This is a genomic window from Streptomyces sp. NBC_01352 (assembly GCF_036237295.1).
Lineage (GTDB): Bacteria > Actinomycetota > Actinomycetes > Streptomycetales > Streptomycetaceae > Streptomyces > Streptomyces plumbiresistens.
Genome location: NZ_CP108354.1, coordinates 6,340,379 through 6,362,960, shown reverse-complemented (window position 1 = coordinate 6,362,960; position 22,582 = coordinate 6,340,379). Strand labels below are relative to the sequence as shown.

Below are 22,582 nucleotides of genomic sequence, written 5' to 3'. Positions count from 1 at the left end.
ATCGACTGTCTCGTCCGACTCCACGCGTCGACCGCGTGGATCGCGGTGCGGACAGCCTATGCGGTACGACAAGACCGGTCACCGGGCACCGGTCAGCACCCCTCCGCTTCCGTGACCAGCCGTCACCCCCTCGTGACTGCCTGCCCAAACCCGGGCGTGTCGCACCGCCCCAGCTTCCGCACCAGCCACGCCGTTTGGCACTCTGTGTCGTCCGGGGGATGCTCGGGAGGGGATGACGATCATGAACGCGACGCAGACGGGACCACACGCAGGACCGCGACCAGGCACGTCCGGCGACCCCCGGACGGCCCGGCAGACGACACCGCACGCAGGCCCGCACACCGGCGCCTCCGGCGACCCCCGCGTCGGCTGGAGCAGCACCGAGACCCCGCACGCCCCCACCCTGCGCCACCGCCGCGACGGCATACTCCCCACCGTCGCCGCCGCCCTCTCCGTACGCGGCGCCACCCTCACCGGCACCGCCGCCCGCGGCGACCAGCCGCCCGCCCTGCACCCTCTCGTGCAGGACTTCCTCGACACCCTCCCCAGCGACCGACGCGACCGCTTCACCGGACGCTGCGCCGAAGTCATGCTCATCTCACGCCACATCACGGCCATCGACGCCGCCCGCACCAGACGCGCCGCCCGCAGACCGATGACCAACGGCGAGGCCCGCAAGGCCCTCAAGCAGGCCAAACTCACCACCAGACGCATCCGCGAGGACGGCGACCCCCTCCACGGCAGCTTCGCCGCCCCCTGCCGCGCCTGCGCGGCCCTCAGCGCCCACTTCGGCGTCCGCGTGGTCGACTCCACGACCACGGACGACTGAGCCCGACCGGCTCCGGCCGAATCCGACCGGATCCGACTGAATCCCTCGGGCACGCCCCACGTACATCAGCAGGACGCACCACGACGATCTCGACGAACCAAGGGAAGATGCACCCCGACCGCACCTCCACCACACGCTTCCCCGTCCCCGTCGACGCCACCCTGCGCGCCGCCGGCTGGCAGCCGGGGCGCTGGGACATAAAGCAGGCCGAGATCTGGGCCGACGCCCTGCGCGACCACGCCTCACCCGCCGGACACCGGCACGCCGTCTTCCCCGCCGCCGTCGAGGCCTGGGCCGAATTCGGCGGACTCCACCTCACACCCACCGGCCCCGGCCGCCAGATCGCCCCCGCCGCCGTCCACCTCGACCCGCTGCACGGCCTCCACATGGCCCGCACCCTCGGCGACCTCGGCCGCGCCCTGGACACCGAGGTCTGCCCGCTCGGCGCCGAGACCGACACCCAGGCCATCCTCGCCATCGACACCGAGGGCCGCGTCTACGCCCTCGACCACACCGGCGACTGGTACCTCGGCCCCGACCTCGACCAGGCCCTCGCCGCCCTCGTCTCCGGCATCGAACCGACCCGCCTGACGGCAGACTGACGCCTCCCGAGCGATCGCCCTACGCGCCCCTACGAGGCCGGAATCACCGCCGACACCCGAAAACCCCCCGCGTCCGTCGGCCCCGACACGAACACCCCGCCCAGCGCCACGACCCGCTCCCGCATGCCCACCAGCCCGTTGCCACCGGACGGCAACCGCGCCGACGACTCCGACGCCACCTCCGGCGGCGGCTCGTTCTCCACCTGCATCGCGATCTCCGACACCCGATGCGCGAGCCGTACGTACGTCTTCGCCCCCGCCGCGTGCTTGTGGACGTTCGTCAACGCCTCCTGCACCACCCGGAACGCCGTCTGCTCGATGTCCGAGGCATACGGCCGTGTCTCCCCCTCCACCGACAGGTCGACCACCATCCCCGCGGCCGCCGACTGCCCCACCAGCACATCCAGATCGGACAGCGAGGGCCCGGGCCCGTCGCCCGCACCCTCGTCCTCGGCGACCCGGGAAGCCGCCACCGCCGCGGCCGCCCCCACCGCCGCCAACGGCACCTCGTCGCGCCGCGCGGCGGCCGCTCTGCCGTCCCCGGTCCGCAACACCCCGAGCATCTCCCGCAACTCGGTCAACGCCTGCCGCCCCATGTCCCCCACAAGCGCGGCATTCTTCACAGCCTTCTCGGGGTCCTTCCGAGCAACGGCCTGCAGCGCGGCCGCATGCACGACCATCAGGCTCACCCGGTGCGCCACCACATCGTGCATCTCCCGCGCGATCCGCGTCCGCTCCTCGTTCCGCGCCCACTCGGCCCGCTCCTCGGCCCGCTCGGCCAGCAACTGCAGCTCCCGCTCCAGACTGTCCGCCCGCTCCCGCAGGCTCTCCATCAGCCGCCGCCGCGCCCCCACGTACATCCCGAACAGCAACGGCGGCGCGGTCAGCCCCAAGGACGCGGTGATCGCCGCGAACGGGAGGAACCAGTCCCCCAGCGTCAGGTCCCCCCGCACCATGTCCTGCCGCACCCGCACGAACGTCACGATCAACGTCCCCACCAGCTGCATCCCCGCCAGCGAACCGATGATCCGCCTCGGCAACTCGGACGCCGCCAGCGTGTACAGGCCGACGATGCCCATCAGGAAGCCCATCTGGGCGGGCGTGATCGCGATCGACACGAGCACCACAGCGATCGGCCACCGCCGCCGCAACACCAGCACCGAGCCGGCCAACAGTCCGAACACGATCCCCGCGGCGACCGGAATCCCCGCGTCCCGCGCGAACGGATACCCCTCCACCGCACACTCCACCGCGGACACCACGGCCAGACTCACGTCCAGCACCGCACTGCGCCGCCTGACCCACCACCACGGCCCTCCCAAGGCCGTCGTGTGGTCTTCCCCCGTCGTGGTCATGCCTCCAGCCTACGGGCGCCGGGTGCCCCTTTTCCGGCGAGTTTCCGTGACTGGCCTACACCACAGTCCGTGACCGAACGGCGACGAATCCGCCCGATATCCCTCGAACTGCTGAATCGCTCACCGTTCGACCCCGGAAGATCGGATTCCGCCCGGACGGTATGCCCTTGGCACATCCACAGGGCAAATACGCCGAACAAGGAGGAGCGCCGACACACGAAGGCCGCCGCCGAGCAAGCGGTCGGCTTCCGGAAGAACACCTCGGAGGCATACCGCGACTGCCTGATCGTTTACGTCAGGAAGAGCGCCGAGTTGTACCGTCGCACGGAAGGCGCTTGGTACGGCATAGTGTTGGGTGCCACCTCGGCGATCTAGCCGTATGTCCGGTTTTAGCCGAGTTCCATCCCCCGTGGTGTAATTGGCAGCACTGTGGCTTTTGGTGCCATCTGTCCGGGTTCGAGTCCTGGCGGGGGAGCACATGCTCGTTTCGGGCCCTGACCAGTGACAGCACTGTCAGGGCCCACTCTCATGTCCCCCACGAAACGCCCCGGTATCCTGCGGATGTCCGACCCTCCCCCTCCACAGCCGAAGGGCAACTCCGTGAGCGCCATTCGCCCGGCAGCCGTCGTCGTTCTCGCAGCGGGTGAGGGCACCCGTATGAAGTCGGCCACACCCAAGGTTCTGCACGAGATCTGTGGCCGGTCCCTCGTGGGACATGTGCTTGCCGCCGCGCGTGAGTTGCAGCCCGAGAACCTCGTCGTGGTCGTCGGCCACGCCCGCGAGAAGGTCACCCCGCATCTCGCCGAGATCGACGCCGACGTACGTACCGCGGTCCAGGCGGAGCAGAACGGCACGGGGCACGCCGTACGGATGGCGCTGGAGGAGCTCGGCGGGTCCGTCGACGGGACCGTGGTCGTCGTATGCGGGGATACTCCGCTGCTCACCGGTGAGACCCTCCAGGCCCTCGCCGCCACGCACTCCGCCGACGGCAACGCGGTCACCGTGCTGACCGCCGCGGTTCCGGACGCGACGGGTTACGGCCGTATCGTGCGCGACGAGGTGTCCGGGGCCGTCACCGCCATCGTCGAGCACAAGGACGCCAGTGAGACGCAGCGGGCCATTCGGGAGATCAACTCCGGGGTGTTCGCCTTCGACGGGCAGCTCCTCGCCGACGCTCTCGGCAAGGTGCGTACGGACAACTCGCAGGGCGAGGAGTACCTGACCGACGTCCTCGGGATCCTGCGTGAGGCGGGGCACCGGGTGGGCGCCTCCGTCGCCGGTGACCACCGTGAGATCGCCGGGATCAACAACCGGGTACAGCTCTCCGAGGCGCGGCGGATTCTCAACGACCGGTTGCTGAACCGCGCGATGCTCGCCGGCGTGAGCGTCATCGATCCGGCCACGACCTGGGTCGATGTCGACGTCACCTTCGAGCAGGACGCCGTCGTGCATCCGGGGACGCAGCTGCACGGCTCGACGCACCTCGGCGAGGGTGCCGAGGTCGGGCCCAACTGCCGGCTGACGGACACGCGGGTGGGCGCGGGGGCGCGCGTCGACAACACGGTTGCGGACGGGGCCGAGGTCGGGCCGCAGGCGACGGTGGGGCCGTACGCCTATCTGCGGCCGGGTACGCGTCTTGGGCTGAAGGCCAAGGTGGGTACGTACGTGGAGACCAAGAACGCCTCGATCGGCGAGGGGACGAAGGTTCCGCACCTGTCCTATGTCGGTGACGCGACGATCGGTGAGTACACCAACATCGGTGCCGCCAGCGTCTTCGTGAACTACGACGGGCAGGACAAGCACCACACCACCGTGGGGTCGCACTGTCGCACCGGTTCGGACAACATGTTTGTGGCGCCTGTCACGGTCGGGGACGGTGCGTACACCGCCGCCGGGTCCGTGATCACGAAGGATGTGCCGCCCGGTTCGTTGGCCGTGGCCCGCGGTCAGCAGCGGAATATCGAGGGTTGGGTGGCTCGTAAGCGTCCGGGGAGCGCGGCCGCGAAGGCGGCCGAGGAGGCCTCCCGGCAGGGGGAGAGCGAAGGCTGACCGGAAACGGCTGCGTCAAACACGGCGTACCGTGATAAGTGCACATCCGCACGCCCCACCAGCCGAGACGGCCTCTCGCAGCCAGCTGAGACGGTCTGTCGGCACCCAGTTGAGACACCTCTGAGGAGACAGTGCTGTGACCGGGATCAAGACGACCGGCGAGAAGAAGATGATGTTCTTCTCCGGCCGCGCCCACCCCGAGCTTGCCGAGGAGGTCGCCCAGCAGCTGGGTGTCGGGGTTGTCCCGACGAAGGCCTTCGACTTCGCGAACGGGGAGATCTACGTCCGTTATCAGGAGTCGGCGCGCGGTGCGGACTGCTTTGTGATCCAGAGCCACACGGCTCCGATCAACCAGTGGATCATGGAGCAGTTGATCATGATCGACGCGCTGAAGCGTGCCTCGGCCCGCTCCATCACCGTCATCGTGCCGTTCTACGGTTACGCGCGGCAGGACAAGAAGCACCGTGGGCGTGAACCCATCTCGGCGCGTCTGATCGCGGACCTGATGAAGACGGCCGGTGCCCACCGCATCCTGACCGTGGATCTGCACACGGACCAGATCCAGGGCTTCTTCGACGGCCCGGTGGACCATCTGTTCGCCCTTCCCCTGCTCGCGGACTACGTGGGCAAGAAGGTCGACAAGGACAAGCTGACGGTCGTGTCTCCGGACGCCGGCCGGGTGCGTGTCGCCGACCGCTGGTGCGACCGGCTGGGTGCGCCGCTGGCCATCGTGCACAAGCGGCGTGACAAGGACGTGGCGAACCAGGTGACCGTCCACGAGGTCGTGGGTGAGGTCAAGGGCCGGGTGTGTGTGCTGGTCGACGACATGATCGACACCGGTGGCACCATCTGCGCGGCGGCGGACGCCCTGTTCGCGCACGGCGCGGAGGACGTCATCGTGACGGCGACGCACGGTGTGCTGTCGGGTCCGGCGGCGGACCGGTTGAAGAACTCGCGGGTGAGCGAGTTCATCTTCACGGACACGCTGCCGACGCCGGGTGAGCTGGGCGCGGACCTGGACAAGATCAAGGTGCTGTCGATCGCGCCGACGATCGCGAGTGCGGTGCGTGAGGTGTTCGAGGACGGTTCGGTGACGAGCCTGTTCGACGAGCAGTAAGGGTTCCTCTGTTCCTCGCGGAAGATCCTTTTGGGTGCGGCCTCCCCCTCCGAGTAGACTGCTGAAGTTGCTCGGCGAGGGAGGCCGTTCTCCGTCTGTACTTGTTACTTGTACGACGGTGGATCGGCTGTCCGTTATCGACGCGCTCTTCGTAGCAGGCCGTTCGTGGCCGGGTGACCACGTCCGTCGCTGTTTCTACGAGGAGTGATCCACATGTCCGAGGTCAAGCTCGCCGCGTCGACCCGTACGGAGTTCGGCAAGGGTGCCGCCCGTCGTATCCGCCGTGACAACAAGGTTCCCGGTGTTCTCTACGGTCACGGTTCCGACCCGATCCACCTCTCCCTTCCGGGCCACGAGCTGCTGCTCGCGCTGCGTACGCCGAACGTCCTGATCTCCCTGGACATCGACGGCAAGAGCAACGAGCTGGCGATCCCGAAGTCCGTGCAGCGTGACCCGATCAAGGGCTTCCTGGAGCACGTCGACCTTCAGCTGGTCACGCGCGGCGAGAAGGTCAACGTCGAGATCTACGTGCACACCGAGGGTGACCTGGCCCCCGGTGCCTTCCTGGTGGAGCACGTCCTGAACGCGCTTCCGGTCGAGGCCGAGGCCACGCACATCCCCGAGTCCGTCACGGTCTCCATCGCGGGTCTGTCGGCCGGTGACTCCATCCTCGCCAAGGACATCCCGCTGCCGTCTGGCACCAAGCTGGGCGTCGACGGTGACACCGTCGTCCTGCAGGTCCTGGCCGCGCAGGCCGAGGAGGCCGCCGCGGACACCGAGGGCGAAGAGTCCGCCGAGGCCTGATCCTCACCTTCGTCGTTCCGTCAGCCGCTGTTCCCTCGGGGAACGGCGGCTGGCGCGTATCAAGGAGACACGCACGTGACGACCGATGCAGGCGCCCCCTGGCTGATCGTCGGCCTCGGCAACCCCGGCCCCGAGTACGCGGCCAACCGGCACAACGTCGGCTTCATGGTCGCCGATCTGCTCGCGGAGCGGATCGGGGGCAGGTTCAAGCGGGCCGGCAAGGCGCAGGCGCAGGTCGTGGAGGGGCGGATCGGGCCGCCCGGGCCGGGGAACCGGCGGGTGGTGCTGGCAAAGCCGATGTCGTACATGAACCTGTCGGGCGGGCCGGTGAACGCGCTCAAGGACTTCTACAAGGTGCCCGTGGCGAACATCGTGGCCATTCATGACGAGTTGGACATCGACTACGGGGTCCTCCGGCTGAAGCTCGGCGGCGGGGACAACGGGCACAACGGGCTGAAGTCGATGACGAAGGTGATGGGTCCGGAGTATCACCGGGTGCGGTTCGGGATCGGGCGGCCTCCGGGGCGTATGCAGGTCGCGGACTTCGTGCTGAAGGACTTCTCGTCGGCGGAGCGCAAGGAGCTGGACTACTTCGTGGACCGGGCCGCCGATGCCGTGGAGTGCCTGGTGATCGAGGGGCTGGAGCGGGCGCAAAGCACGTACAACTCCTGACTTGTCGGTCGGCGGACCCGGCCGAGTTTGACTGCCCGTCCAGGCATGGCCAATGATCCCCGCCATGCCTGCCACACCCACCAGTTCCCGTCAGGCCTCGCTCGTCGCGTTGCGCTTCGGTCGCCTCGCGGCGATGGCCACGGTCGCGGCGCTGATCCTGATCGCGGGCGTGTGGGGGTCCTGGGGCACCGCCCAGCACGTGATGCTCACCAAGGGCCGGGAGCGCGGCACGGTCGAGGTGACGCGGTGCGGTGCCGAGACCTGTACGGGGCCGTACACGCCGATGTCGACCGGTTCGACGGCGCGCAAGAGCGTCGTCATCGAGCACACGGTGGCCGTGCGCAAGGGGCGGACGTACGACGTGGTCGTGAAGCCCGGCAGTGACGACGTGGTCCGGTCGGGTCCCGCCGGGATCCTCTACTCGTGGGTGCCGATGGGCGGCGCGCTGCTGCTCGCGTCGGTGGTGGTGGCGGGCGGGCTGCGGCGGACGCGGGTCGCGTGGGTGATGGCGGGGTCGGGGATCGCGCTGCTGACAGCGGTGTTCGTGACGATCTGAGGGGTTTTTGCGTTCTCAGGTCCTGTGGAGGAGTCGAGTGTTTCCTGTTCGTGATTGACCTGCGGTCAGTCCCGGCTGGATGCTGAGCCGCCCCCTCCACATCTTCCCGTTCGCTTCTCGAAGATGGACTACTGACCCATGCGTACCCTCTCTCGCGCCGGCGTCCTGTCCGCCGTCGCAGCGGCGGCCTTCCTGGCCGCTCCCCTCGCGCACGCCACCGCTCCGGGCGACAACGGCACCGTGAAGATCCACGACGCCACCACCGGCGAGGAGCTCCGCAAGAACGAGCCCCACGTCTGCACCTTCTACCTCGACGCCTTCGGTTTCGACGCCGCCCAGGAGGTCGACTGGCACATCGAGGCCTGGGCCCCGACCGCCGACGTCAAGGGCGAGACGGTGAAGTCCGGCGAGATCACCCTCGACGCCGACGGCCACGGCCGCACGGACGACCTGTCGCTGCCCGACGGGCACTACAAGCTGTTCTGGAACTTCGACGGCGAGAACGGCGCCGCCAAGCACAAGGTGTTCTGGACGGACTGCGAGGACGAGGGCGAGCCGGGCGGCGGGACGACCTCGACGCCGAGCGCGTCGGCATCCGTCTCTCCGTCCACGTCCGCGTCCGCGCCTGCTTCGGATGCGGCTTCTCCGGCCGCCTCCGGCAGCCCGGCCGCCTCCCCGTCCCCGCAGGGCGGCACCGGCGGGGACCTCGCCGAGACCGGCAGCGGCGCCCCGGTGGGCCTGCTGTCCGGGCTCGCGGCCGCGCTGGTCGCCGCGGGCGGTTACCTGGTGGTCCGTCGCCGTAAGGCCTGATCACACGTACGAACACGCACAAAGGTGCCCCCGAGTCTCCTGTACGAGGCTCGGGGGCACCTTTGCGTCCGATCTATGCCCGAAGGGCCGTCAGCCGGTGTTGCGCAGGCCCGCCGCCACGCCGTTGACCGTCAGCAGCAGGGCCCGGGACAGCAGCGGGTCGGGCTGCTCGCCCGCGGCTGCCGCGTCGCGCTGGCGCTTGAGGAGGGTGACCTGGAGGTAGGAGATCGGGTCCAGGTAGGCGTCGCGGATGGTGAAGGTCTGCTTCAGCACCGGGGTGGCGTCGAGGAGTTCCTTCTCGCCCGTCACCTTCAGCACCTCGCGCACGGTCAGTTCGTGCTCGGCCCTGATCGTCTCGAAGACGTGCTTCAGGTCGTCCGGGACGAGTGTGTCGACGTAGTGGGCGGCGATCCTGAGGTCCGTCTTGGCCAGCGTCATCTCGACGTTGGAGACGAAGTTGCGGAAGAAGTGCCACTGCTCGTGCATCTCGTCGAGCACGGTGTCCAGGCCGGCCTCGCGCAGCGCCTTCAGGCCGGAGCCGACGCCGAACCAGCCGGGCACGATCTGCCGGGACTGGGTCCAGCCGAAGACCCACGGGATGGCCCGCAGTCCGTCGAGGCCCGCGCCGGAGTCGGGCCTGCGGGAAGGCCTCGATCCCAGGTGCAGGTCGGCGAGCTGGTCGACCGGGGTGGCCTTGAAGAAGTACGCGGGCAGGTCGGGGTCCTCGACGAGCCTGCGGTAGGCGGAGTGGGCGGCGTCCGACACCAGGTCCATGGCCGCGTCCCAGCGGGCCAGGGCGTCGTCGGACTGGCGGGGCGCGGTGTGCAGGGCGGAGGCCTGGAGGGTGGCCGCGACGGTCAGCTCCAGGTTCTCCCGGGCCAGGGACGGCACGAGGTACTTGTCGGAGATGACCTCGCCCTGCTCGGTCACCTTGATCTCGCCCTCCAGGGTGCCCCAGGGCTGGGCGAGGATCGCGTCGTGCGAGGGGCCGCCGCCGCGGCCGACGGTGCCGCCGCGGCCGTGGAAGAGCCTGAGGCGCACCCCGTACCGGTGTGCCACGTCGCGCAGGCGCCGCTGGGCGCGGTGGATCTCCCACTGCGAGGTGGTGATGCCGCCGAACTTCGAGGAGTCGGAGTAGCCGAGCATGACCTCCTGGACGTCGCCGCGCAGCGCGACCAGGCGCCGGTAGGACGGGTCGGAGAGCATGTCCTCCAGGATGGTGTCGGCGGCCTTGAGCTCGTCGGTGGTCTCCAGGAGCGGCACGATGCCGATCTTCGCCCAGCCGGCGTGCAGGTCGAGCAGGCCGGCCTCGCGGGCCAGTACGGCCGCCGCGAACACGTCGTCCGCGCCCTGGCACATCGAGATGATGTACGACTCGATGACCTCGGGCCCGAAGACCTCCAGGGCCCGCTTCACGGTCTGGAAGACACCGAGGGTCTTCTCGCCGGCCGCGTCCACGGGTGCCGGGGTGGGGCCGAGCGGGCGGCGGGAGCGCAGCTCCTTCGCGAGCAGCTTGCCCCGGTACTCGCGGGGCATGTCGGCGTACCGCCAGGACTCCTCGCCGAGGCGGTCGAAGAGCTGGCCGAGGGCGTGGTGGTGGGCGTCCGCGTGTTCGCGTACGTCCATGGTGGCGAGCTGGAGGCCGAACGCGGCGAGCGTGCGGATCGTACGGTCCATGCGGCCGTCGGCGAAGAGGCCGCCGCGGTGTTCCCTGAGGGAGGTCTGGATCAGCTTGAGGTCGGTCAGCAGCTCGGCGGTGCCGAGGTAGTCGCGGCCCGGCTCGTGCGGGATGCCCTTGGCCAGGCGGGTCTTGGTGTTCTCCAGCTTCTGCCGGATGCAGGTGGCCTTGAGGCGGTAGGGCTCCTCGGCGTTGAGGCGCTTGTAGCGGGGGCTGATCTCCGGGAGGCGCTCCAGGTCGGTGCCGAGGGAGTCCAGGAGCTCGTCGGTGGCGCCGGTGTAGCGGATGGAGTTGGAGAGGAAGCCGCGCAGCTCGTCGATCATCTCCAGGGCGTCGTTGATGCCGTGCTCGTGCTGGAGGATCAGGACGTCCCAGGTGACCTGGGGGGTGACGTTCGGGTTGCCGTCGCGGTCGCCGCCGATCCAGGTGCCGAAGGTGAGGGGCCGGGTGCTGTCGGGGAGCTTGACGCCGACCCGCTCCAGCTCGGCCGTCAGGTCCTCCAGGACGTCACCGACCGCGCCCGCGTGCAGCTCGTCCAGGTAGTAGATGGCGTTGCGGGCCTCGTCGGCGGGCTCCGGGCGTACGACGCGCAGCTCGTCCGTCTGCCATACGAGGTCGATGTTCTCGGCCAGGCGGGTGTCGTAGCGGCGGCGGTCGGCCTCGATGACCGGGACCTCCAGGAGGGCCGCGATGCGCCGGAGCTTGTTGAGGACCGAACGGCGGGCGGCCTCGGTGGGGTGGGCCGTGAACACCGGGCGAACGTTCAGGTTGGCGACCGTCTGGCGCAGGTGCTCGGGGTCGGCGTCCTTGAGGCGGTCGGCCGTACGGGCGAGGAGGCTGCCCTCGGCTGCGCGCCTGGCGCGCAGTTCGCGGCCGCGGTGCACCTGCTCGGTGACGTTGGCCAGGTGGAAGTAGGTGGAGAAGGCGCGGACCAGCTTGGCCGCGGTCTGCAGTTCGGTGCCGCGCAGCAGCTCGGCGGCGGCTTCGCCGTCCTCGCGGGTGAGGCGGCGGACCTTCTCGACCAGTTCGAGCAGCTCGGGACCCTCCTGGCGCACGAGGGTCTCGCCGAGCAGGTCCCCCAGTCGCCGGATGTCGGCGCGCAGCTCGCTGCTGGTCGACATGGTGCTCGTCGTCAGGTCGTCGGCACTGCTCACAGGTGCGGCTCCTTGCAGTGTTGAAGCTCGTCCGGAGGGGAACCCGGATGGCGGTCTGGCGGCTGTGTGCCGCATACGGGCCGGACATCCGGGAAGAAATCAGTGCGGACCGCGCTGTCCGACCGATCCAAGGATAGGTGTCCATGCGGACGCGCAGAATCTCGGGCTCTTGCCGCAGGGCAACGCGCTGCCATACTTACGAAACCGTAGGTTACGGAACCGTAGGAAGTCCGGCGCGGTTCCCTCGCCCCGGCATCTGCCTCAATCCCAGACCCCACAGGGGACGCGCATGACCACGAGCTCCGATGTGATCGAAGGCAATTCGAAGGCCCCCGACGACACCCCCACTCCCTCCGCCACCCTGGGCGGTGAGCAGAAGCGCTCGCTGGAGCAGATCACGCTGCTGCTGTTCATCACCGTTCCGTTCCTCGCGCTGCTGTCGGCCGTGCCGCTGGCGTGGGGCTGGGGCGTGAGCTGGCTGGACCTCGGCCTTCTGGTCTTCTTCTACTACCTGGGCTGCCACGGCATCACGATCGGTTTCCACCGCTACTTCACGCACGGCTCCTTCAAGGCGAAACGGCCCCTGCGGATCGCGCTGGCGATCATGGGGTCGATGGCGGTCGAGGGGCCGCTGGTGCGCTGGGTGGCCGACCATCGCAAGCACCACAAGTTCTCCGACGCCGAGGGCGACCCGCACTCGCCGTGGCGTTTCGGGGAGACGGTCCCCGCGCTGATGAAGGGCCTGTGGTGGGCCCACATCGGCTGGATGTTCGACGAGGAGCAGACCCCGCAGGACAAGTACGCGCCGGACCTGATCAAGGACAAGGCGATCCGGACGATCTCCCGGCAGTTCATCATGTGGACGCTCGTCTCGCTGTCGCTGCCCGCGGTGATCGGCGGTCTGGTGACGATGTCCTGGTGGGGCGCCTTCACCGGCTTCTTCTGGGGCTCGCTGGTCCGGGTGGCGCTGCTCCACCACGTCACCTGGTCGATCAACTCGATCTGCCACGCGGTGGGCAAGCGGCCGTTCAAGTCGCGCGACCGCTCGGGCAACGTGTGGTGGCTGGCGGTCCTGTCCTGCGGCGAGTCCTGGCACAACCTGCACCACGCCGACCCGACGTCGGCGCGGCACGGGGTGGAGCGGGGCCAGCTGGACTCCTCGGCACGTTTCATCCGTTGGTTCGAGATGCTCGGCTGGGCCTATGACGTGCGCTGGCCGTCACGCTCGCGTATCGATTCCCGCCGTAACACGGGTGAGGACGGTTCCCGACGCGAGAGGGAGACGGCCGAGGCGGCATGATTGACGCCGTGGCGACCGACTCCAGCAGCACCCCGAGCAATGAGAAGCCGCGGCGTGCGCGTCGCACCCGGATGACCGGTGCCGAGCGCCGGGCTCAGCTGCTGGAGATCGGTCGCACCCTCTTCGCCTCCAAGGGTTTCGAGGCCACGTCGGTGGAGGAGATCGCGGCGAAGGCCGGGGTGTCCAAGCCGGTGGTGTACGAGCACTTCGGCGGCAAGGAGGGGCTGTACGCGGTGGTGGTGGACCGCGAGATGAGCCGCCTGTTGGACATGGTGACGAGTTCGCTGACGGCCGGGCATCCGCGGGAACTGTGCGAACAGGCGGCGTTCGCACTCCTCGACTACATCGAGGAGTACACGGACGGTTTCCGCATCCTCGTCCGTGACTCCCCCATCCCCCAGTCGACGGGGTCCTTCGCGTCCTTGATCTCGGACATCGCCACCCAGGTGGAGGATCTCCTGGGCCGCGAGTTCAAGAGCCGCGGCTTCGACCCCAAACTGGCCCCGCTCTACGCCCAGGCCCTGGTCGGCATGGTCGCCCTGACCGGCCAGTGGTGGCTCGACGTCCGCCGCCCGAAGAAGGCCGAGGTCGCCGCTCACCTGGTCAACCTGGCCTGGCACGGGCTGGACGGGCTGGAGGCCAAGCCTCGGTTGATAGGGCGCCGGAAGAACTGAAGGAACGTTCCACTAGATTAACCTTGTGCTACCTTCGTGGCATGATTGAGATCACGATCAGCGCTGCCCGTGCCCAGCTCGGCGACCTGGTGCGCCGCGCGGCCCACAGCCGCGAGACCATCGCCCTCACCGACCACGGGCATGTGGCCGCGCTTCTCGTCTCTCCGCAGGTGATAGAGGATCTCGAGGACTCCCTCGCGGTCGCCGACTACCAGCGGCGCAAGGCGGAGGGCACACTCGGCGAGGGCATCCCGCACGAAGAGGTCGGCCGCATGCTGGGGCTGCGTCCGTGACCTACAGGATCATCTGGGAGCCGAACGCCACGAGTGCCGCCGTACGGTTCCTCAAGGACGACCCTGCCGGGCTCGCCGCCGTCTACGAAGCCGTCGACGAACTAGCGCACAATCCACGCCCCCCAGCCTCGTCACCGTACGGCGTGGACATCCGGCGCCTCCGCGTCGGCGACTACCGAGTCATGTACGTCATCGACGACGAAGTGATCCACATCCTCGTCACCCACCTGGGCCGAACGGCCTGACCACCGGCTCCAGGAACTCCAGCCGATTGCCCACCGGGTCCGCGGAGTAGAAGCGGCGGTGACCCGGGAGGTCGTGGTCCCAGGTGACCGCCACCCCGCGGGCCTCCAGCCGGGCCGCATACGCGCCTATGTCCGTCACCCGCAGCCCTGGGTGGGCCTTCTTCGCCGGCCGGAAGTCGGTCTCGATGCCCAGGTGCAGCTGAACACCCCCCACCTGGAACCAGCACCCGCCCCGCGCCGCGAGTACCGGCGGCTTCGGAACCTCCGTCATGCCGAGGACGCCGACGTAGTACGCCCGCAGCCGCTCCTCCGAGCCGGGCGGGGCGGCGAGCTGCACATGGTCGACGGCGGTGATCATCACGCCTCCTTGCGGGCGACCGCGAAGATGCGGCGGAAGGGGAAGGGCGTGCCGTGCGGGCCGGTCGGATAGGCCTCGCGCAGGGCGGCCCGGTAGGTGCTCACGAACTCCTCCCTGGCCGCCGGGTCGTCATCGAGGGCGGTGAGGACGGGGCGCAGGCCGGTCCCCTTCACCCAGTCGAGCACCGGATCCTCGCCCTCCAGCAGGTGGACGTACGTCGTCTCCCACACGTCCGCCGTGCAGCCGAGGTCGGTCAGTCGCTCCAGGTAGGCCTCGGGCGTGAGGACGGCGTCGCCGTGGCGCAGGGTGTCGGCGAGGCGGTCCTTCCAGCGGGCGGAGTGGGCGAGTTCGCGCATCAGCCGGTGGCTGGGGGCGTCGAAGTTGCCGGGGACCTGGAAGGCGAAGGTGCCGCCGGGCACGAGTCCCGCCACCCACTGCGCGAACCGCTCGACGTGCCCCGGCACCCACTGGAGGGTGGCGTTGCTGACGATCAGGTCGTACGGCTCCGGCGGCGCCCAGCCGCGTACGTCGGCGTGGGCGAAGTCGAGGCGGCCGCCGCCGGGGGTGGGGCCGGCGTGGTCCGTGTGCGCCTTGTCGAGCATCTCCGGCGAGTTGTCGTACCCGGTGATGTGCGCGGCGGGCCAGCGGTCGGCGAGCAGGGTGGTGACGTTGCCGGGCCCGCAGCCGAGGTCGGCGATGCGGGGTGGGTCGCCAGGGAGATCGGGGACGCGGGCGAGAAGGTCGACGAAGGGGCGGGCGCGGTGGTCGGCGTGGCGCAGGTACTGGGCGGGGTCCCAGGTGGGGGCGGTGGCGGGCATGGGCGGGCCTCCTCGTCGTGACCGTGTCCGACGTCCCAGCCTGCCGCCGATGTACCTTGACGTCAAGAGTGTTGACGTCAAGAGACTTCACATCGACACAACCACTACACTGATCGTCATGGAGGACGAGGTCGATCGGCTGGTATCAGCATGGCGCCGGGAGCGCCCGGACCTCGACGTGGAACCGCTCGAGGTACTCAGCCGGGTGAGCAGACTGGCCCGGCACCTGGACCGGGCACGCCGGCTGGCCTTCGCCGAGCACAGCCTGGAGCCCTGGGAGTTCGACGTGCTGACGGCGCTGCGGCGCGCGGGCACGCCGTATCAGCTCTCGCCGGGACAGCTGCTGACCCAGACCCTGGTCACATCGGGCACGATGACGAACCGCATCGACCGCCTGGCCAAGAAGGGCCTGGTCGAGCGGCTGCCCGACCCGAGCGACCGGCGCGGCGTGCTGGTCCGCCTCACGGACGACGGCAAGGACCGCGCCGACCAGGCCCTGGCCGGGCTCCTCGACCAGGAGCGGGCGATCCTCGCCGAACTGTCCCGCGCCCAGCGGGGCGAGCTGGCCGGACTGCTACGCCAGTTGACCGCCCCGTTCGACAACATCCCCGGCTAAGGGCCTGCCGGGCGGATCCTGCCGGAGACGCGGGGTCCGGCACGCACATCTGCCGCGTTGATCAGGCACTGCTGCTTTCCTCCGGCATGATCCGCCCGGCAGGCCCTAGGTCGACCGGACCCACGCCCGCCCGCCGCGCCAGCGCGACGGCCGCCAGCGTGGAGTGCACGCCGAGCTTGCCGAGCACGTTCTGCATGTGGGTGCGGACGGTGTGCGGGGAGAGGAACAGTCGCTCGGCGACGGCCTTGCGGCCCAGCCCCGCGACCATGCAGCGCAGCACTTCCCGCTCCCTCGGCGTGAGGGACTCCACCAGCTGTTCGCTCTCGGTGCGGTGCTTGCGCGCGGCGGTCAGCTCCCGCAGGACGCCGGTGAGCAGGGCGGGCGGCAGGTGGGTCTCGTCGCGCAGGACCCCTCGGATGACCGTCAGCAGCCGGGACAGCGAGCAGTCCTTGGCGACCCAGCCGGAGGCTCCGGCCTGCAGGGCGAGCGCGGCCCGCCTCGGGTCGTCCTTCTCGGCGAGGACGACGATCCGGACGGCCGGCTGCGAGGCACGCACCCCGACGACCAACGAGATCCCGTCGACGAGGCCGTCCTCGTTGCCCTCCTGAACAGGTACGGCGGGCCGGACACCCAGGGCGTTGCCGCCCAGGTCGGCGTCGACCAGCAGCACGTCGTAGCGGCGCCCCTCGGCTGCCGCGCGCTCCAGACTGCGCACCGCGGCGGGACCGCTGCCCGCCGCGGAGACGTCCACGTCGGGCTCGGCTGCCAGCGCCGCGGCGAGTGACTCGGCGAAGATGCGATGGTCGTCGACGACCAGGACTCGGATGCGAACCACGAAACCCCCTTCCCCAAGCTCCTGAAGAGCAGGGGATACCTCAAGGTCGGGAGAACGAAGACGGATTCGCGGGTACGACGCCCGGAGGCATCGGTCACCGCACGGCCGCCGCCGTGCAGTACCTGCTACCCCCACTTCGGGCGTCGTACCCGACTGTCTCGCCCCCTGATCAGCACCGGCCCCCACCGGTGCTGCTCATCAGGGTACGGCCGGGGGCCAGGAGCGGAAGGCAATTTGCAGAACTGGCCGTCCGACGCGTTTATGGTGAGCCGCATGTTTCGTATGGAGACAGAAGTCGACAAGGAACGGCGCGATCTTCTCCGGACCCGGCTGCGGGAGACGAACACGGCGTCCTCTCCCGTACTGCGCGCCCTGCGCGGCACCCCCGGCGAACGCGAACACCCGCTGCACGTCTGGATCCTGGACGAGGCCGACCGCCTGGCCGGCGGCCTCGTCGGCCACACCTGGGCGACCTGGCTCCATGTGACGTACCTGTGGGTCGACGACCGTCACCGGGGCGCGGGCCTGGGCTCCGGGATGCTCGCGCAGGCGGAGCGGACGGCCCGCCGGGAACGGGGCTGTGCGGCCGTACGCCTGGAGACCTGGGACTTCCAGGCGCCGAGGTTCTACCAGAAGCAGGGGTACGAGGTGGTGTGCGTGATCCCCGACTATCCGCCGGGGATCACGGAGTACACACTGACGAAGCGGCTCAGCTGAGCCTGCGCGCTCCCGCCGCCGGGACGGCCTCGAAGACCCGCGGTGCGGTGAAGTCCGCCGCGGCGAAGGCCTCCTGGACGGCCTTGGTGATGGTGTCGACGTCGGCTGCCTCCGCGAGGACGATCGCCGAGCCGCCGAAGCCGCCGCCGGTCATCCGGGCGCCCAGCGCGCCCGCGCCCAGCGCGGTGTCCACCACCAGGTCCAGCTCCGGGCAGGAGATGCGGAAGTCGTCCCGCAGCGAGGCGTGGCCCTCCACCAGCACCGGGCCGATCGCACGGGTGTCGCCCGACTCCAGCAGGGACACGACGCGTTCGACCCGCTCGTCCTCGGTGACGACATGGCGGACCAGGCGGCGGACCTCCTCCTCGTCGCCGAGGCGGTCGAGGGCCGCGTCGAGTCCGTCGTACGGCACGTCCCTGAGCGCGTCGACGCCCAGCAGGGCCGCGCCCTTCTCGCAGCCGGCGCGGCGCTTGCCGTACTCGCCGTCGCTGTGGGCGTGCTTGACCTGGGTGTCGACGACCAGCAGGCGCATGCCCTCGGCGGCCAGGTCGAAGGGGATCTGCTTCTGGGAGAGGTCGCGGGTGTCGAGGAACAGGGCGTGGCCGGCCTCGCAGCAGGCGGACGCGGTCTGGTCCATGATCCCGGTGGGGGCGCCCACGTAGACGTTCTCGGCGCGCTGGCACAGGCGGGCCAGCTGCCAGCCCTTGAGGCCGAGCTCGTACAGGTCGTTCAGGGCGAGGGCGACCACGACCTCCAGCGCCGCCGACGAGGACAGGCCCGCGCCGGCCGGAACGGTCGAGGTCAGGTGGACGTCCGCGCCGGTGACGGCGTGACCGGCCTCGCGCAGGGCCCAGACCACGCCCGCCGGGTACGCCGTCCAGTTGCGGTCGGTCTCCGGGGCCAGGTCGTCGACGCGCAGTTCCACGACGCCGCCGTCGATGTCGGCCGAGTGCAGGCGCAGTACGCCGTCCTCGCGCCGGGACACCGCCGCGACCGTGATGTGCGGCAGGGCGAACGGCATGACGAAGCCGTCGTTGTAGTCGGTGTGTTCGCCGATGAGGTTGACCCGGCCCGGCGCCGCCCACACCCCCTCGGGACCGGCCCCGTACAGCTCCTCGAACCGCTCGGCGACAGCCCCTGCGACAGCCTCGCTCATGCCCTGACCCCTGACCTTTCCGTACGCACTCGTTGGTACTACTTGCCCCGCCGCTGCGCGAAGTCCCACGCGTCCGCGACGATCCCCGCGAGGTCCGCGCGGGACGGGTTCCAGCCCAGTTTCTCGCGGGCGGTGGCGGCCGAGGCCACCAGGACCGCCGGGTCGCCGCCGCGGCGGGGGGCCACGACCTCGGGGATCGGGTGGCCGGTGACCTGCCGGACCGTCTCGATGACCTCGCGGACGGAGAAGCCGTTGCCGTTGCCGAGGTTGCAGATGAGGTGCTCGCCGGGGGTGGCGGCCCGCACCGCGAGGAGGTGGGCCTCGGCGAGGTCCGCCACGTGAATGTAGTCGCGGACGCAGGTGCCATCCGGCGTCGGGTAGTCGTCGCCGTAGACGGAGATCGCGTCCCGCTTGCCCTGCGCGACCTGGAGGACGAGCGGGATGAGGTGCGACTCGGGGTCGTGGCGCTCGCCGTACGCGCCGTACGCGCCCGCCACGTTGAAGTAGCGCAGGGAGACCGCCGCCAGTCCGTGGGCTGCCGCCTCGCTCGTGATCATGTGGTCGACCGCGAGCTTCGTGGCGCCGTACGGGTTGGTGGGCTGGGTCGGCGCCGACTCGACGATGGGCACCTCGGTCGGCTCGCCGTAGGTGGCGGCCGTGGAGGAGAAGACCAGCCGGCGCACGCCCGCTTCGCGCATGGCGCCGAGCAGGGCCATGGTGCCGCCGACGTTGTTGTCCCAGTACTTCTCGGGCTTGACGACCGACTCGCCGACCTGGGAGGAGGCGGCGAAGTGCAGAACGGCGTCGAAGGAGGAGTCCAGCCACTTGGCGGCGTCGCGGATGTCGCCCTCCACGAAGGTGGCGCCCGCCGGCACCCCCTCGCGGAAGCCGGTGGAGAGGTTGTCGAGGACGACGACCTCGTGGTCCGCCTCCAGCAGATGCTGGGCGACCACGCTGCCGACGTACCCCGCACCGCCCGTGACCAGATACTTGCCGCTCATGAACTCGCTACCTCTCGCAGTCGCTCGGCCGCGGCTTCCGGCCGGATGTCGTTGATGAACACGTTCATGCCCGACTCGGAGCCCGCGAGGAACTTCAGCTTGCCGGAAGTGCGGCGGATGGTGAAAAGCTCGAGGTGCAGCGCGAAGTCGTCCCGGCTGACGCCCTCGAACTCCTCCAGCGCACCGAACGGCGCCTGGTGCCAGGCGGCGATGTACGGCGTCGGAGACTCGCCCTCACCGAATATCCGGTCGAAGCGCCTCAAGAGTTCCAGATAGACCTTGGGGAACTCTGTGCGCGCCTCCTCGTCCAGGCCGAGCAGGTCCGGCACCCGGCGCTTCGGGTACAGGTGCACCTCGTACGGCCAGTGCGCCGCGTACGGCACGAAGGCGACCCAGTGCTCCCCTTCCAGGACGACCCGCTCATCGGCGAGTTCGCGCTCCAGGACGGCGTCGAAGAGGTTCTCGCCTCCGGTCGCCTCCTTGTGAGCCGCCACTGAACGCAGCATCAGCGCGGTGCGCGGGGTGGTGAAGGGGTAGGCGTAGATCTGGCCGTGCGGGTGACCCAAGGTCACACCGATCTCCGCACCCCGGTTCTCGAAACAGAACACCTGCTCCACGGAGGGCAGATGCGACAGCTCCGACGTCCGGTCGGTCCACGCGTCCAGGACCAGCCGTGCCTGCTCCTCCGTCAGGTCGGCGAAGGACGCGTTGTGGTCGGAGGTGAAGCAGACCACCTCGCAGCGGCCCGAGTCGCCGGCCAGCGAGGGGAAACGGTTCTCGAAGACCACGGCGTCGTACGACGAGTCCGGGATCTCGCTCAGCCGCTCGCCCCGCGACGGGCACAGGGGGCACTCGTCGGCCGGCGGGTGGTAGATGCGGCCCTGGCGGTGCGAGGCGACGGCGACCGCGTCGCCGAGCAGCACGTCCCGGCGGACCTCGGACGTGGTGACGGTCGGGTCCAGGGGACGGCGGTCGACCGCGTCCCGCACGGTGTCGTCACGCAGGTCGTAGTAGATCAACTCGCGACCGTCGGCCAGTCGGGTCGAGGTCTTCTTCACGCCGGACTCCTCATTCGAGCCACCGAATCATCACCGAATCATCAAACAGAACTAAACACATCGAAACACAACTCACCACAACCGTCAACATCACAATCAAACAAAAAGCGTCGCCCAGAGTGTTCAATCACTGAACGCGGAGGCGTAGGTTCCGCTCTGGATCGGTTCACGCAACGAAGCGAGTACTTATGCAAATCCCCACATATAGCCCCACATATATGGCGGCCGAGCTGCGACTCCCGACGAACTGGCTCGACTACACGATCCTCGGCATCTACTTCGTCGTCGTCCTGGGCATCGGCTTCGCCGCCCGCCGCTCGGTGAAGACCAGCCTCGACTTCTTCCTCTCCGGCCGCTCCCTGCCCGCCTGGGTCACCGGCCTCGCCTTCATCGCCGCGAACCTCGGCGCCACCGAGATCCTCGGTATGGCCGCCAACAGTGCGCAGTACGGCGTCTACACCACCCACTGGTACTGGATCGGCGCCATCCCGGCCATGGTCTTCCTCGGCCTGGTGATGATGCCCTTCTACTACGGCAGCAAGGTCCGCTCGGTCCCCGAGTTCCTGCTGCTGCGCTTCGACAAGGCAGCACACCTGCTCAGTTCGATCCTGTTCGCCTTCGCCGCCATCCTGATCGCCGGCGTCAACCTCTACGCCCTCGCGATCGTCGTAGAGGCGCTGCTGGGGTGGCCGGAATGGGTCGCGATCGTGGTCGCCGGCGCCTTCGTCCTCGCCTACATCACCCTCGGCGGCCTCTCCTCCGCGATCTACAACGAGGTCCTCCAGTTCTTCGTGATCCTGGCGGCGCTGATCCCGCTGACCGTGCTGGGTCTGAAGAAGGTCGGCGGCTGGGACGGTCTGTCCGACTCCCTCACCAAGACACACGGCGCCGACTTCATGACCTCATGGGGCGGCACGGGCATCGGCAACGAGAACCCGCTCGGCGCCAACTGGCTCACGATCGTCCTCGGCCTCGGCTTCGTCCTCTCCTTCGGCTACTGGACGACGAACTTCGCCGAGGTCCAGCGCGCCCTGTCGGCCAAGAACCTCTCCGCGGCCCAGCGCACCCCGCTGATCGCCGCGTTCCCGAAGATCTTCATCGTCTTCCTGGTGATGATCCCGGGCCTGGTGGCGGCGGTCCTGGTCCCGAAGATCGGCACGTCCGGCTCGGACCTCCAGTACAACGACGCGATCCCCTACCTGATGGAGGCGCTGCTCCCCAACGGCGTCCTCGGCATCGCGGTGACGGGCCTCCTCGCCGCGTTCATGGCGGGCATGGCCGCCAACATCTCGTCCTTCAACACGGTGTTCACCACCGACATCTGGCAGAAGTACGTGGTCAAGGACCGCGAGGACACGTACTACGTGCGCTTCGGCCGCATGATCACGGCGCTCGGCGTCCTGGCGTCGATCGGCACGGCGTTCCTGGCCTCGTCGTTCTCGAACATCATGAGCTACCTCCAGACGCTGTTCTCCTTCTTCAACGTCCCGATGTTCGTCGTCTTCATCATCGGCATGTTCTGGAAGCGCTCGTCCATGAAGTCCGGCTTCTGGGGACTGCTCGCGGGCACCACGGCGGCGATGGTCAACTACTTCTGGATCTACAAGCAGGGCATCATCGACATCCCCTCCGACCAGGGCGCCAACTTCGTCTCCGCGATCGCCGGATTCGTGGCCGGCGCGGTCGTCATGATCGCCGTGACCATCTTCACCGCCCCGAAGCCGGCCGAGGATCTCCAGGGCCTCGTCTACGGCACGACCTCCCCCGGCATGTCCGAGCCGCCCGCCGTCGGCGACGACGCCTGGTACCGCAAGCCGGCCCTGCTGGGCTGGGGCGCGGTGATCCTGGCGGCCGCCTGCTACATCCCGTTCTCGTTCTGACCGCG

24 protein-coding genes and 1 tRNA gene are annotated in these 22,582 nt (G+C 69.5%); 17 read left to right on the top strand and 8 right to left on the bottom strand.

Features of this window, described 5'->3' with window-relative positions:
* Window positions 1–232 precede the first annotated feature (232 nt).
* Both OG252_RS29725 and OG252_RS29720 read left to right on the top strand, forming a co-directional pair.
* On the top strand, window positions 233–829 hold the full coding sequence (locus OG252_RS29725; protein ID WP_266438388.1) for a YwqJ-related putative deaminase: 597 nt from the start codon (window positions 233–235) through the stop codon (window positions 827–829).
* Between the two features lie 107 nt (window positions 830–936).
* Window positions 937–1,431, top strand: coding sequence for an SUKH-3 domain-containing protein (locus OG252_RS29720; RefSeq protein ID WP_329339943.1), 495 nt, complete (start codon window positions 937–939; stop codon window positions 1,429–1,431).
* Between the two features lie 29 nt (window positions 1,432–1,460).
* Here the strand turns inward: OG252_RS29720 and OG252_RS29715 are convergent, their stop codons facing one another.
* Complete coding sequence (locus tag OG252_RS29715; protein ID WP_266438383.1) at window positions 1,461–2,786, bottom strand: sensor histidine kinase; 1,326 nt, start codon at window positions 2,784–2,786, stop codon at window positions 1,461–1,463.
* A gap of 69 nt (window positions 2,787–2,855) precedes the next feature.
* On the opposite strand from OG252_RS29715, the gene OG252_RS29710 reads away from it, so the two are divergent.
* From OG252_RS29710 to OG252_RS29675, 8 genes are all read left to right on the top strand, one after another.
* On the top strand, window positions 2,856–3,161 hold the full coding sequence (locus OG252_RS29710; RefSeq protein WP_266449077.1) for a hypothetical protein: 306 nt from the start codon (window positions 2,856–2,858) through the stop codon (window positions 3,159–3,161).
* Between the two features lie 28 nt (window positions 3,162–3,189).
* Window positions 3,190–3,261, top strand: a tRNA-Gln gene (locus OG252_RS29705).
* Window positions 3,262–3,386: 125 nt separating this feature from the next.
* Window positions 3,387–4,835 carry a bifunctional UDP-N-acetylglucosamine diphosphorylase/glucosamine-1-phosphate N-acetyltransferase GlmU gene (glmU, locus tag OG252_RS29700; RefSeq protein ID WP_266438381.1) on the top strand — a complete coding sequence of 483 codons (1,449 nt, stop codon included), beginning with the start codon at window positions 3,387–3,389 and terminating at the stop codon, window positions 4,833–4,835.
* A 136-nt stretch (window positions 4,836–4,971) separates the two neighbouring features.
* The gene (locus OG252_RS29695; protein WP_030938877.1) at window positions 4,972–5,952 is read left to right on the top strand and encodes a ribose-phosphate diphosphokinase; all 981 of its coding nucleotides are present in this window, start codon (window positions 4,972–4,974) and stop codon (window positions 5,950–5,952) included.
* A gap of 213 nt (window positions 5,953–6,165) precedes the next feature.
* On the top strand, window positions 6,166–6,756 hold the full coding sequence (locus OG252_RS29690) for a 50S ribosomal protein L25/general stress protein Ctc (protein WP_266438376.1): 591 nt from the start codon (window positions 6,166–6,168) through the stop codon (window positions 6,754–6,756).
* A gap of 75 nt (window positions 6,757–6,831) precedes the next feature.
* A complete protein-coding gene (gene pth / locus OG252_RS29685; RefSeq protein WP_266438374.1) occupies window positions 6,832–7,428 on the top strand; it encodes an aminoacyl-tRNA hydrolase in 597 nt (198 codons plus the stop codon).
* 52 nt (window positions 7,429–7,480) lie between these two features.
* Complete coding sequence (locus tag OG252_RS29680; RefSeq protein WP_266438371.1) at window positions 7,481–7,984, top strand: hypothetical protein; 504 nt, start codon at window positions 7,481–7,483, stop codon at window positions 7,982–7,984.
* 138 nt (window positions 7,985–8,122) lie between these two features.
* Window positions 8,123–8,794 (top strand): LPXTG cell wall anchor domain-containing protein, encoded by a 672-nt coding sequence (locus OG252_RS29675; RefSeq protein WP_329339936.1) that lies wholly within the window; start codon window positions 8,123–8,125, stop codon window positions 8,792–8,794.
* Between the two features lie 90 nt (window positions 8,795–8,884).
* Here the strand turns inward: OG252_RS29675 and ppc are convergent, their stop codons facing one another.
* Window positions 8,885–11,626: a phosphoenolpyruvate carboxylase gene (gene ppc / locus OG252_RS29670; protein WP_329339934.1), complete on the bottom strand. Its 2,742-nt coding sequence runs from the start codon at window positions 11,624–11,626 to the stop codon at window positions 8,885–8,887.
* Between the two features lie 289 nt (window positions 11,627–11,915).
* Between ppc and OG252_RS29665 the strand changes: the two genes are divergently transcribed.
* The 4 genes from OG252_RS29665 to OG252_RS29650 are packed head-to-tail and all read left to right on the top strand — an operon-like array spanning window position 11,916 to window position 14,138.
* Window positions 11,916–12,926: an acyl-CoA desaturase gene (locus OG252_RS29665; protein WP_329339932.1), complete on the top strand. Its 1,011-nt coding sequence runs from the start codon at window positions 11,916–11,918 to the stop codon at window positions 12,924–12,926.
* On the top strand, window positions 12,923–13,600 hold the full coding sequence (locus tag OG252_RS29660; RefSeq protein ID WP_329339930.1) for a TetR/AcrR family transcriptional regulator: 678 nt from the start codon (window positions 12,923–12,925) through the stop codon (window positions 13,598–13,600). Before OG252_RS29665 ends, OG252_RS29660 begins: the two co-directional genes overlap by 4 nt.
* Before the next feature lie 41 nt (window positions 13,601–13,641).
* On the top strand, window positions 13,642–13,893 hold the full coding sequence (locus OG252_RS29655; RefSeq protein ID WP_266438359.1) for a type II toxin-antitoxin system Phd/YefM family antitoxin: 252 nt from the start codon (window positions 13,642–13,644) through the stop codon (window positions 13,891–13,893).
* Entirely contained in the window at window positions 13,890–14,138 is a 249-nt protein-coding gene (locus OG252_RS29650; RefSeq protein ID WP_266438357.1) for a type II toxin-antitoxin system RelE family toxin, read from the top strand. Before OG252_RS29655 ends, OG252_RS29650 begins: the two co-directional genes overlap by 4 nt.
* Here the strand turns inward: OG252_RS29650 and OG252_RS29645 are convergent.
* Both OG252_RS29645 and OG252_RS29640 read right to left on the bottom strand, forming a co-directional pair.
* The gene (locus tag OG252_RS29645) at window positions 14,113–14,496 is read right to left on the bottom strand and encodes a VOC family protein (protein WP_266438354.1); all 384 of its coding nucleotides are present in this window, start codon (window positions 14,494–14,496) and stop codon (window positions 14,113–14,115) included. The two genes, OG252_RS29650 and OG252_RS29645, sit on opposite strands and share 26 nt — an antisense overlap.
* On the bottom strand, window positions 14,496–15,314 hold the full coding sequence (locus OG252_RS29640; protein ID WP_266438351.1) for a trans-aconitate 2-methyltransferase: 819 nt from the start codon (window positions 15,312–15,314) through the stop codon (window positions 14,496–14,498). Before OG252_RS29640 ends, OG252_RS29645 begins: the two co-directional genes overlap by 1 nt.
* Window positions 15,315–15,432: 118 nt before the next feature.
* Between OG252_RS29640 and OG252_RS29635 the strand changes: the two genes are divergently transcribed.
* Window positions 15,433–15,930 (top strand): MarR family winged helix-turn-helix transcriptional regulator, encoded by a 498-nt coding sequence (locus tag OG252_RS29635; RefSeq protein ID WP_266438349.1) that lies wholly within the window; start codon window positions 15,433–15,435, stop codon window positions 15,928–15,930.
* Between the two features lie 61 nt (window positions 15,931–15,991).
* On the opposite strand, the gene OG252_RS29630 is transcribed toward OG252_RS29635, so the two are convergent.
* Window positions 15,992–16,765 carry a LuxR C-terminal-related transcriptional regulator gene (locus OG252_RS29630; RefSeq protein ID WP_266438346.1) on the bottom strand — a complete coding sequence of 258 codons (774 nt, stop codon included), beginning with the start codon at window positions 16,763–16,765 and terminating at the stop codon, window positions 15,992–15,994.
* A gap of 261 nt (window positions 16,766–17,026) precedes the next feature.
* On the opposite strand from OG252_RS29630, the gene OG252_RS29625 reads away from it, so the two are divergent.
* Window positions 17,027–17,482: a GNAT family N-acetyltransferase gene (locus tag OG252_RS29625; RefSeq protein WP_266438343.1), complete on the top strand. Its 456-nt coding sequence runs from the start codon at window positions 17,027–17,029 to the stop codon at window positions 17,480–17,482.
* Here the strand turns inward: OG252_RS29625 and galK are convergent.
* Genes galK through galT form a run of 3 tightly spaced genes read right to left on the bottom strand, consistent with a single transcriptional unit; the run spans window position 17,475 to window position 20,697 of the window.
* On the bottom strand, window positions 17,475–18,638 hold the full coding sequence (galK, locus tag OG252_RS29620; protein WP_329339923.1) for a galactokinase: 1,164 nt from the start codon (window positions 18,636–18,638) through the stop codon (window positions 17,475–17,477). The two genes, OG252_RS29625 and galK, sit on opposite strands and share 8 nt — an antisense overlap.
* Before the next feature lie 38 nt (window positions 18,639–18,676).
* Window positions 18,677–19,639, bottom strand: coding sequence for a UDP-glucose 4-epimerase GalE (gene galE / locus OG252_RS29615; protein ID WP_266438339.1), 963 nt, complete (start codon window positions 19,637–19,639; stop codon window positions 18,677–18,679).
* Complete coding sequence (gene galT, locus OG252_RS29610) at window positions 19,636–20,697, bottom strand: galactose-1-phosphate uridylyltransferase (RefSeq protein WP_266438337.1); 1,062 nt, start codon at window positions 20,695–20,697, stop codon at window positions 19,636–19,638. The genes galE and galT overlap by 4 nt, the downstream gene beginning before the upstream one ends.
* A 188-nt stretch (window positions 20,698–20,885) precedes the next feature.
* On the opposite strand from galT, the gene OG252_RS29605 reads away from it, so the two are divergent.
* Window positions 20,886–22,577: a sodium:solute symporter family protein gene (locus tag OG252_RS29605; protein ID WP_266438334.1), complete on the top strand. Its 1,692-nt coding sequence runs from the start codon at window positions 20,886–20,888 to the stop codon at window positions 22,575–22,577.
* Window positions 22,578–22,582 lie beyond the last annotated feature (5 nt).

Coding starts and splice junctions, on each gene's coding strand:
- OG252_RS29680 (WP_266438371.1), top strand. CDS start 7,481: ATGATCCCCGCCATGCCTGCCACACCCACCAGTTCCCGTCAGGCCTCG.
- OG252_RS29690 (WP_266438376.1), top strand. CDS start 6,166: ATGTCCGAGGTCAAGCTCGCCGCGTCGACCCGTACGGAGTTCGGCAAG.
- OG252_RS29635 (WP_266438349.1), top strand. CDS start 15,433: ATGGAGGACGAGGTCGATCGGCTGGTATCAGCATGGCGCCGGGAGCGC.
- OG252_RS29655 (WP_266438359.1), top strand. CDS start 13,642: ATGATTGAGATCACGATCAGCGCTGCCCGTGCCCAGCTCGGCGACCTG.
- OG252_RS29675 (WP_329339936.1), top strand. CDS start 8,123: ATGCGTACCCTCTCTCGCGCCGGCGTCCTGTCCGCCGTCGCAGCGGCG.
- OG252_RS29725 (WP_266438388.1), top strand. CDS start 233: ATGACGATCATGAACGCGACGCAGACGGGACCACACGCAGGACCGCGA.
- OG252_RS29720 (WP_329339943.1), top strand. CDS start 937: ATGCACCCCGACCGCACCTCCACCACACGCTTCCCCGTCCCCGTCGAC.
- OG252_RS29625 (WP_266438343.1), top strand. CDS start 17,027: ATGGTGAGCCGCATGTTTCGTATGGAGACAGAAGTCGACAAGGAACGG.
- OG252_RS29660 (WP_329339930.1), top strand. CDS start 12,923: ATGATTGACGCCGTGGCGACCGACTCCAGCAGCACCCCGAGCAATGAG.
- OG252_RS29640 (WP_266438351.1), bottom strand. CDS start 15,314: ATGCCCGCCACCGCCCCCACCTGGGACCCCGCCCAGTACCTGCGCCAC.
- OG252_RS29715 (WP_266438383.1), bottom strand. CDS start 2,786: ATGACCACGACGGGGGAAGACCACACGACGGCCTTGGGAGGGCCGTGG.
- OG252_RS29645 (WP_266438354.1), bottom strand. CDS start 14,496: ATGATCACCGCCGTCGACCATGTGCAGCTCGCCGCCCCGCCCGGCTCG.
- galE (WP_266438339.1), bottom strand. CDS start 19,639: ATGAGCGGCAAGTATCTGGTCACGGGCGGTGCGGGGTACGTCGGCAGC.
- galK (WP_329339923.1), bottom strand. CDS start 18,638: ATGAGCGAGGCTGTCGCAGGGGCTGTCGCCGAGCGGTTCGAGGAGCTG.
- OG252_RS29665 (WP_329339932.1), top strand. CDS start 11,916: ATGACCACGAGCTCCGATGTGATCGAAGGCAATTCGAAGGCCCCCGAC.
- OG252_RS29605 (WP_266438334.1), top strand. CDS start 20,886: ATGCAAATCCCCACATATAGCCCCACATATATGGCGGCCGAGCTGCGA.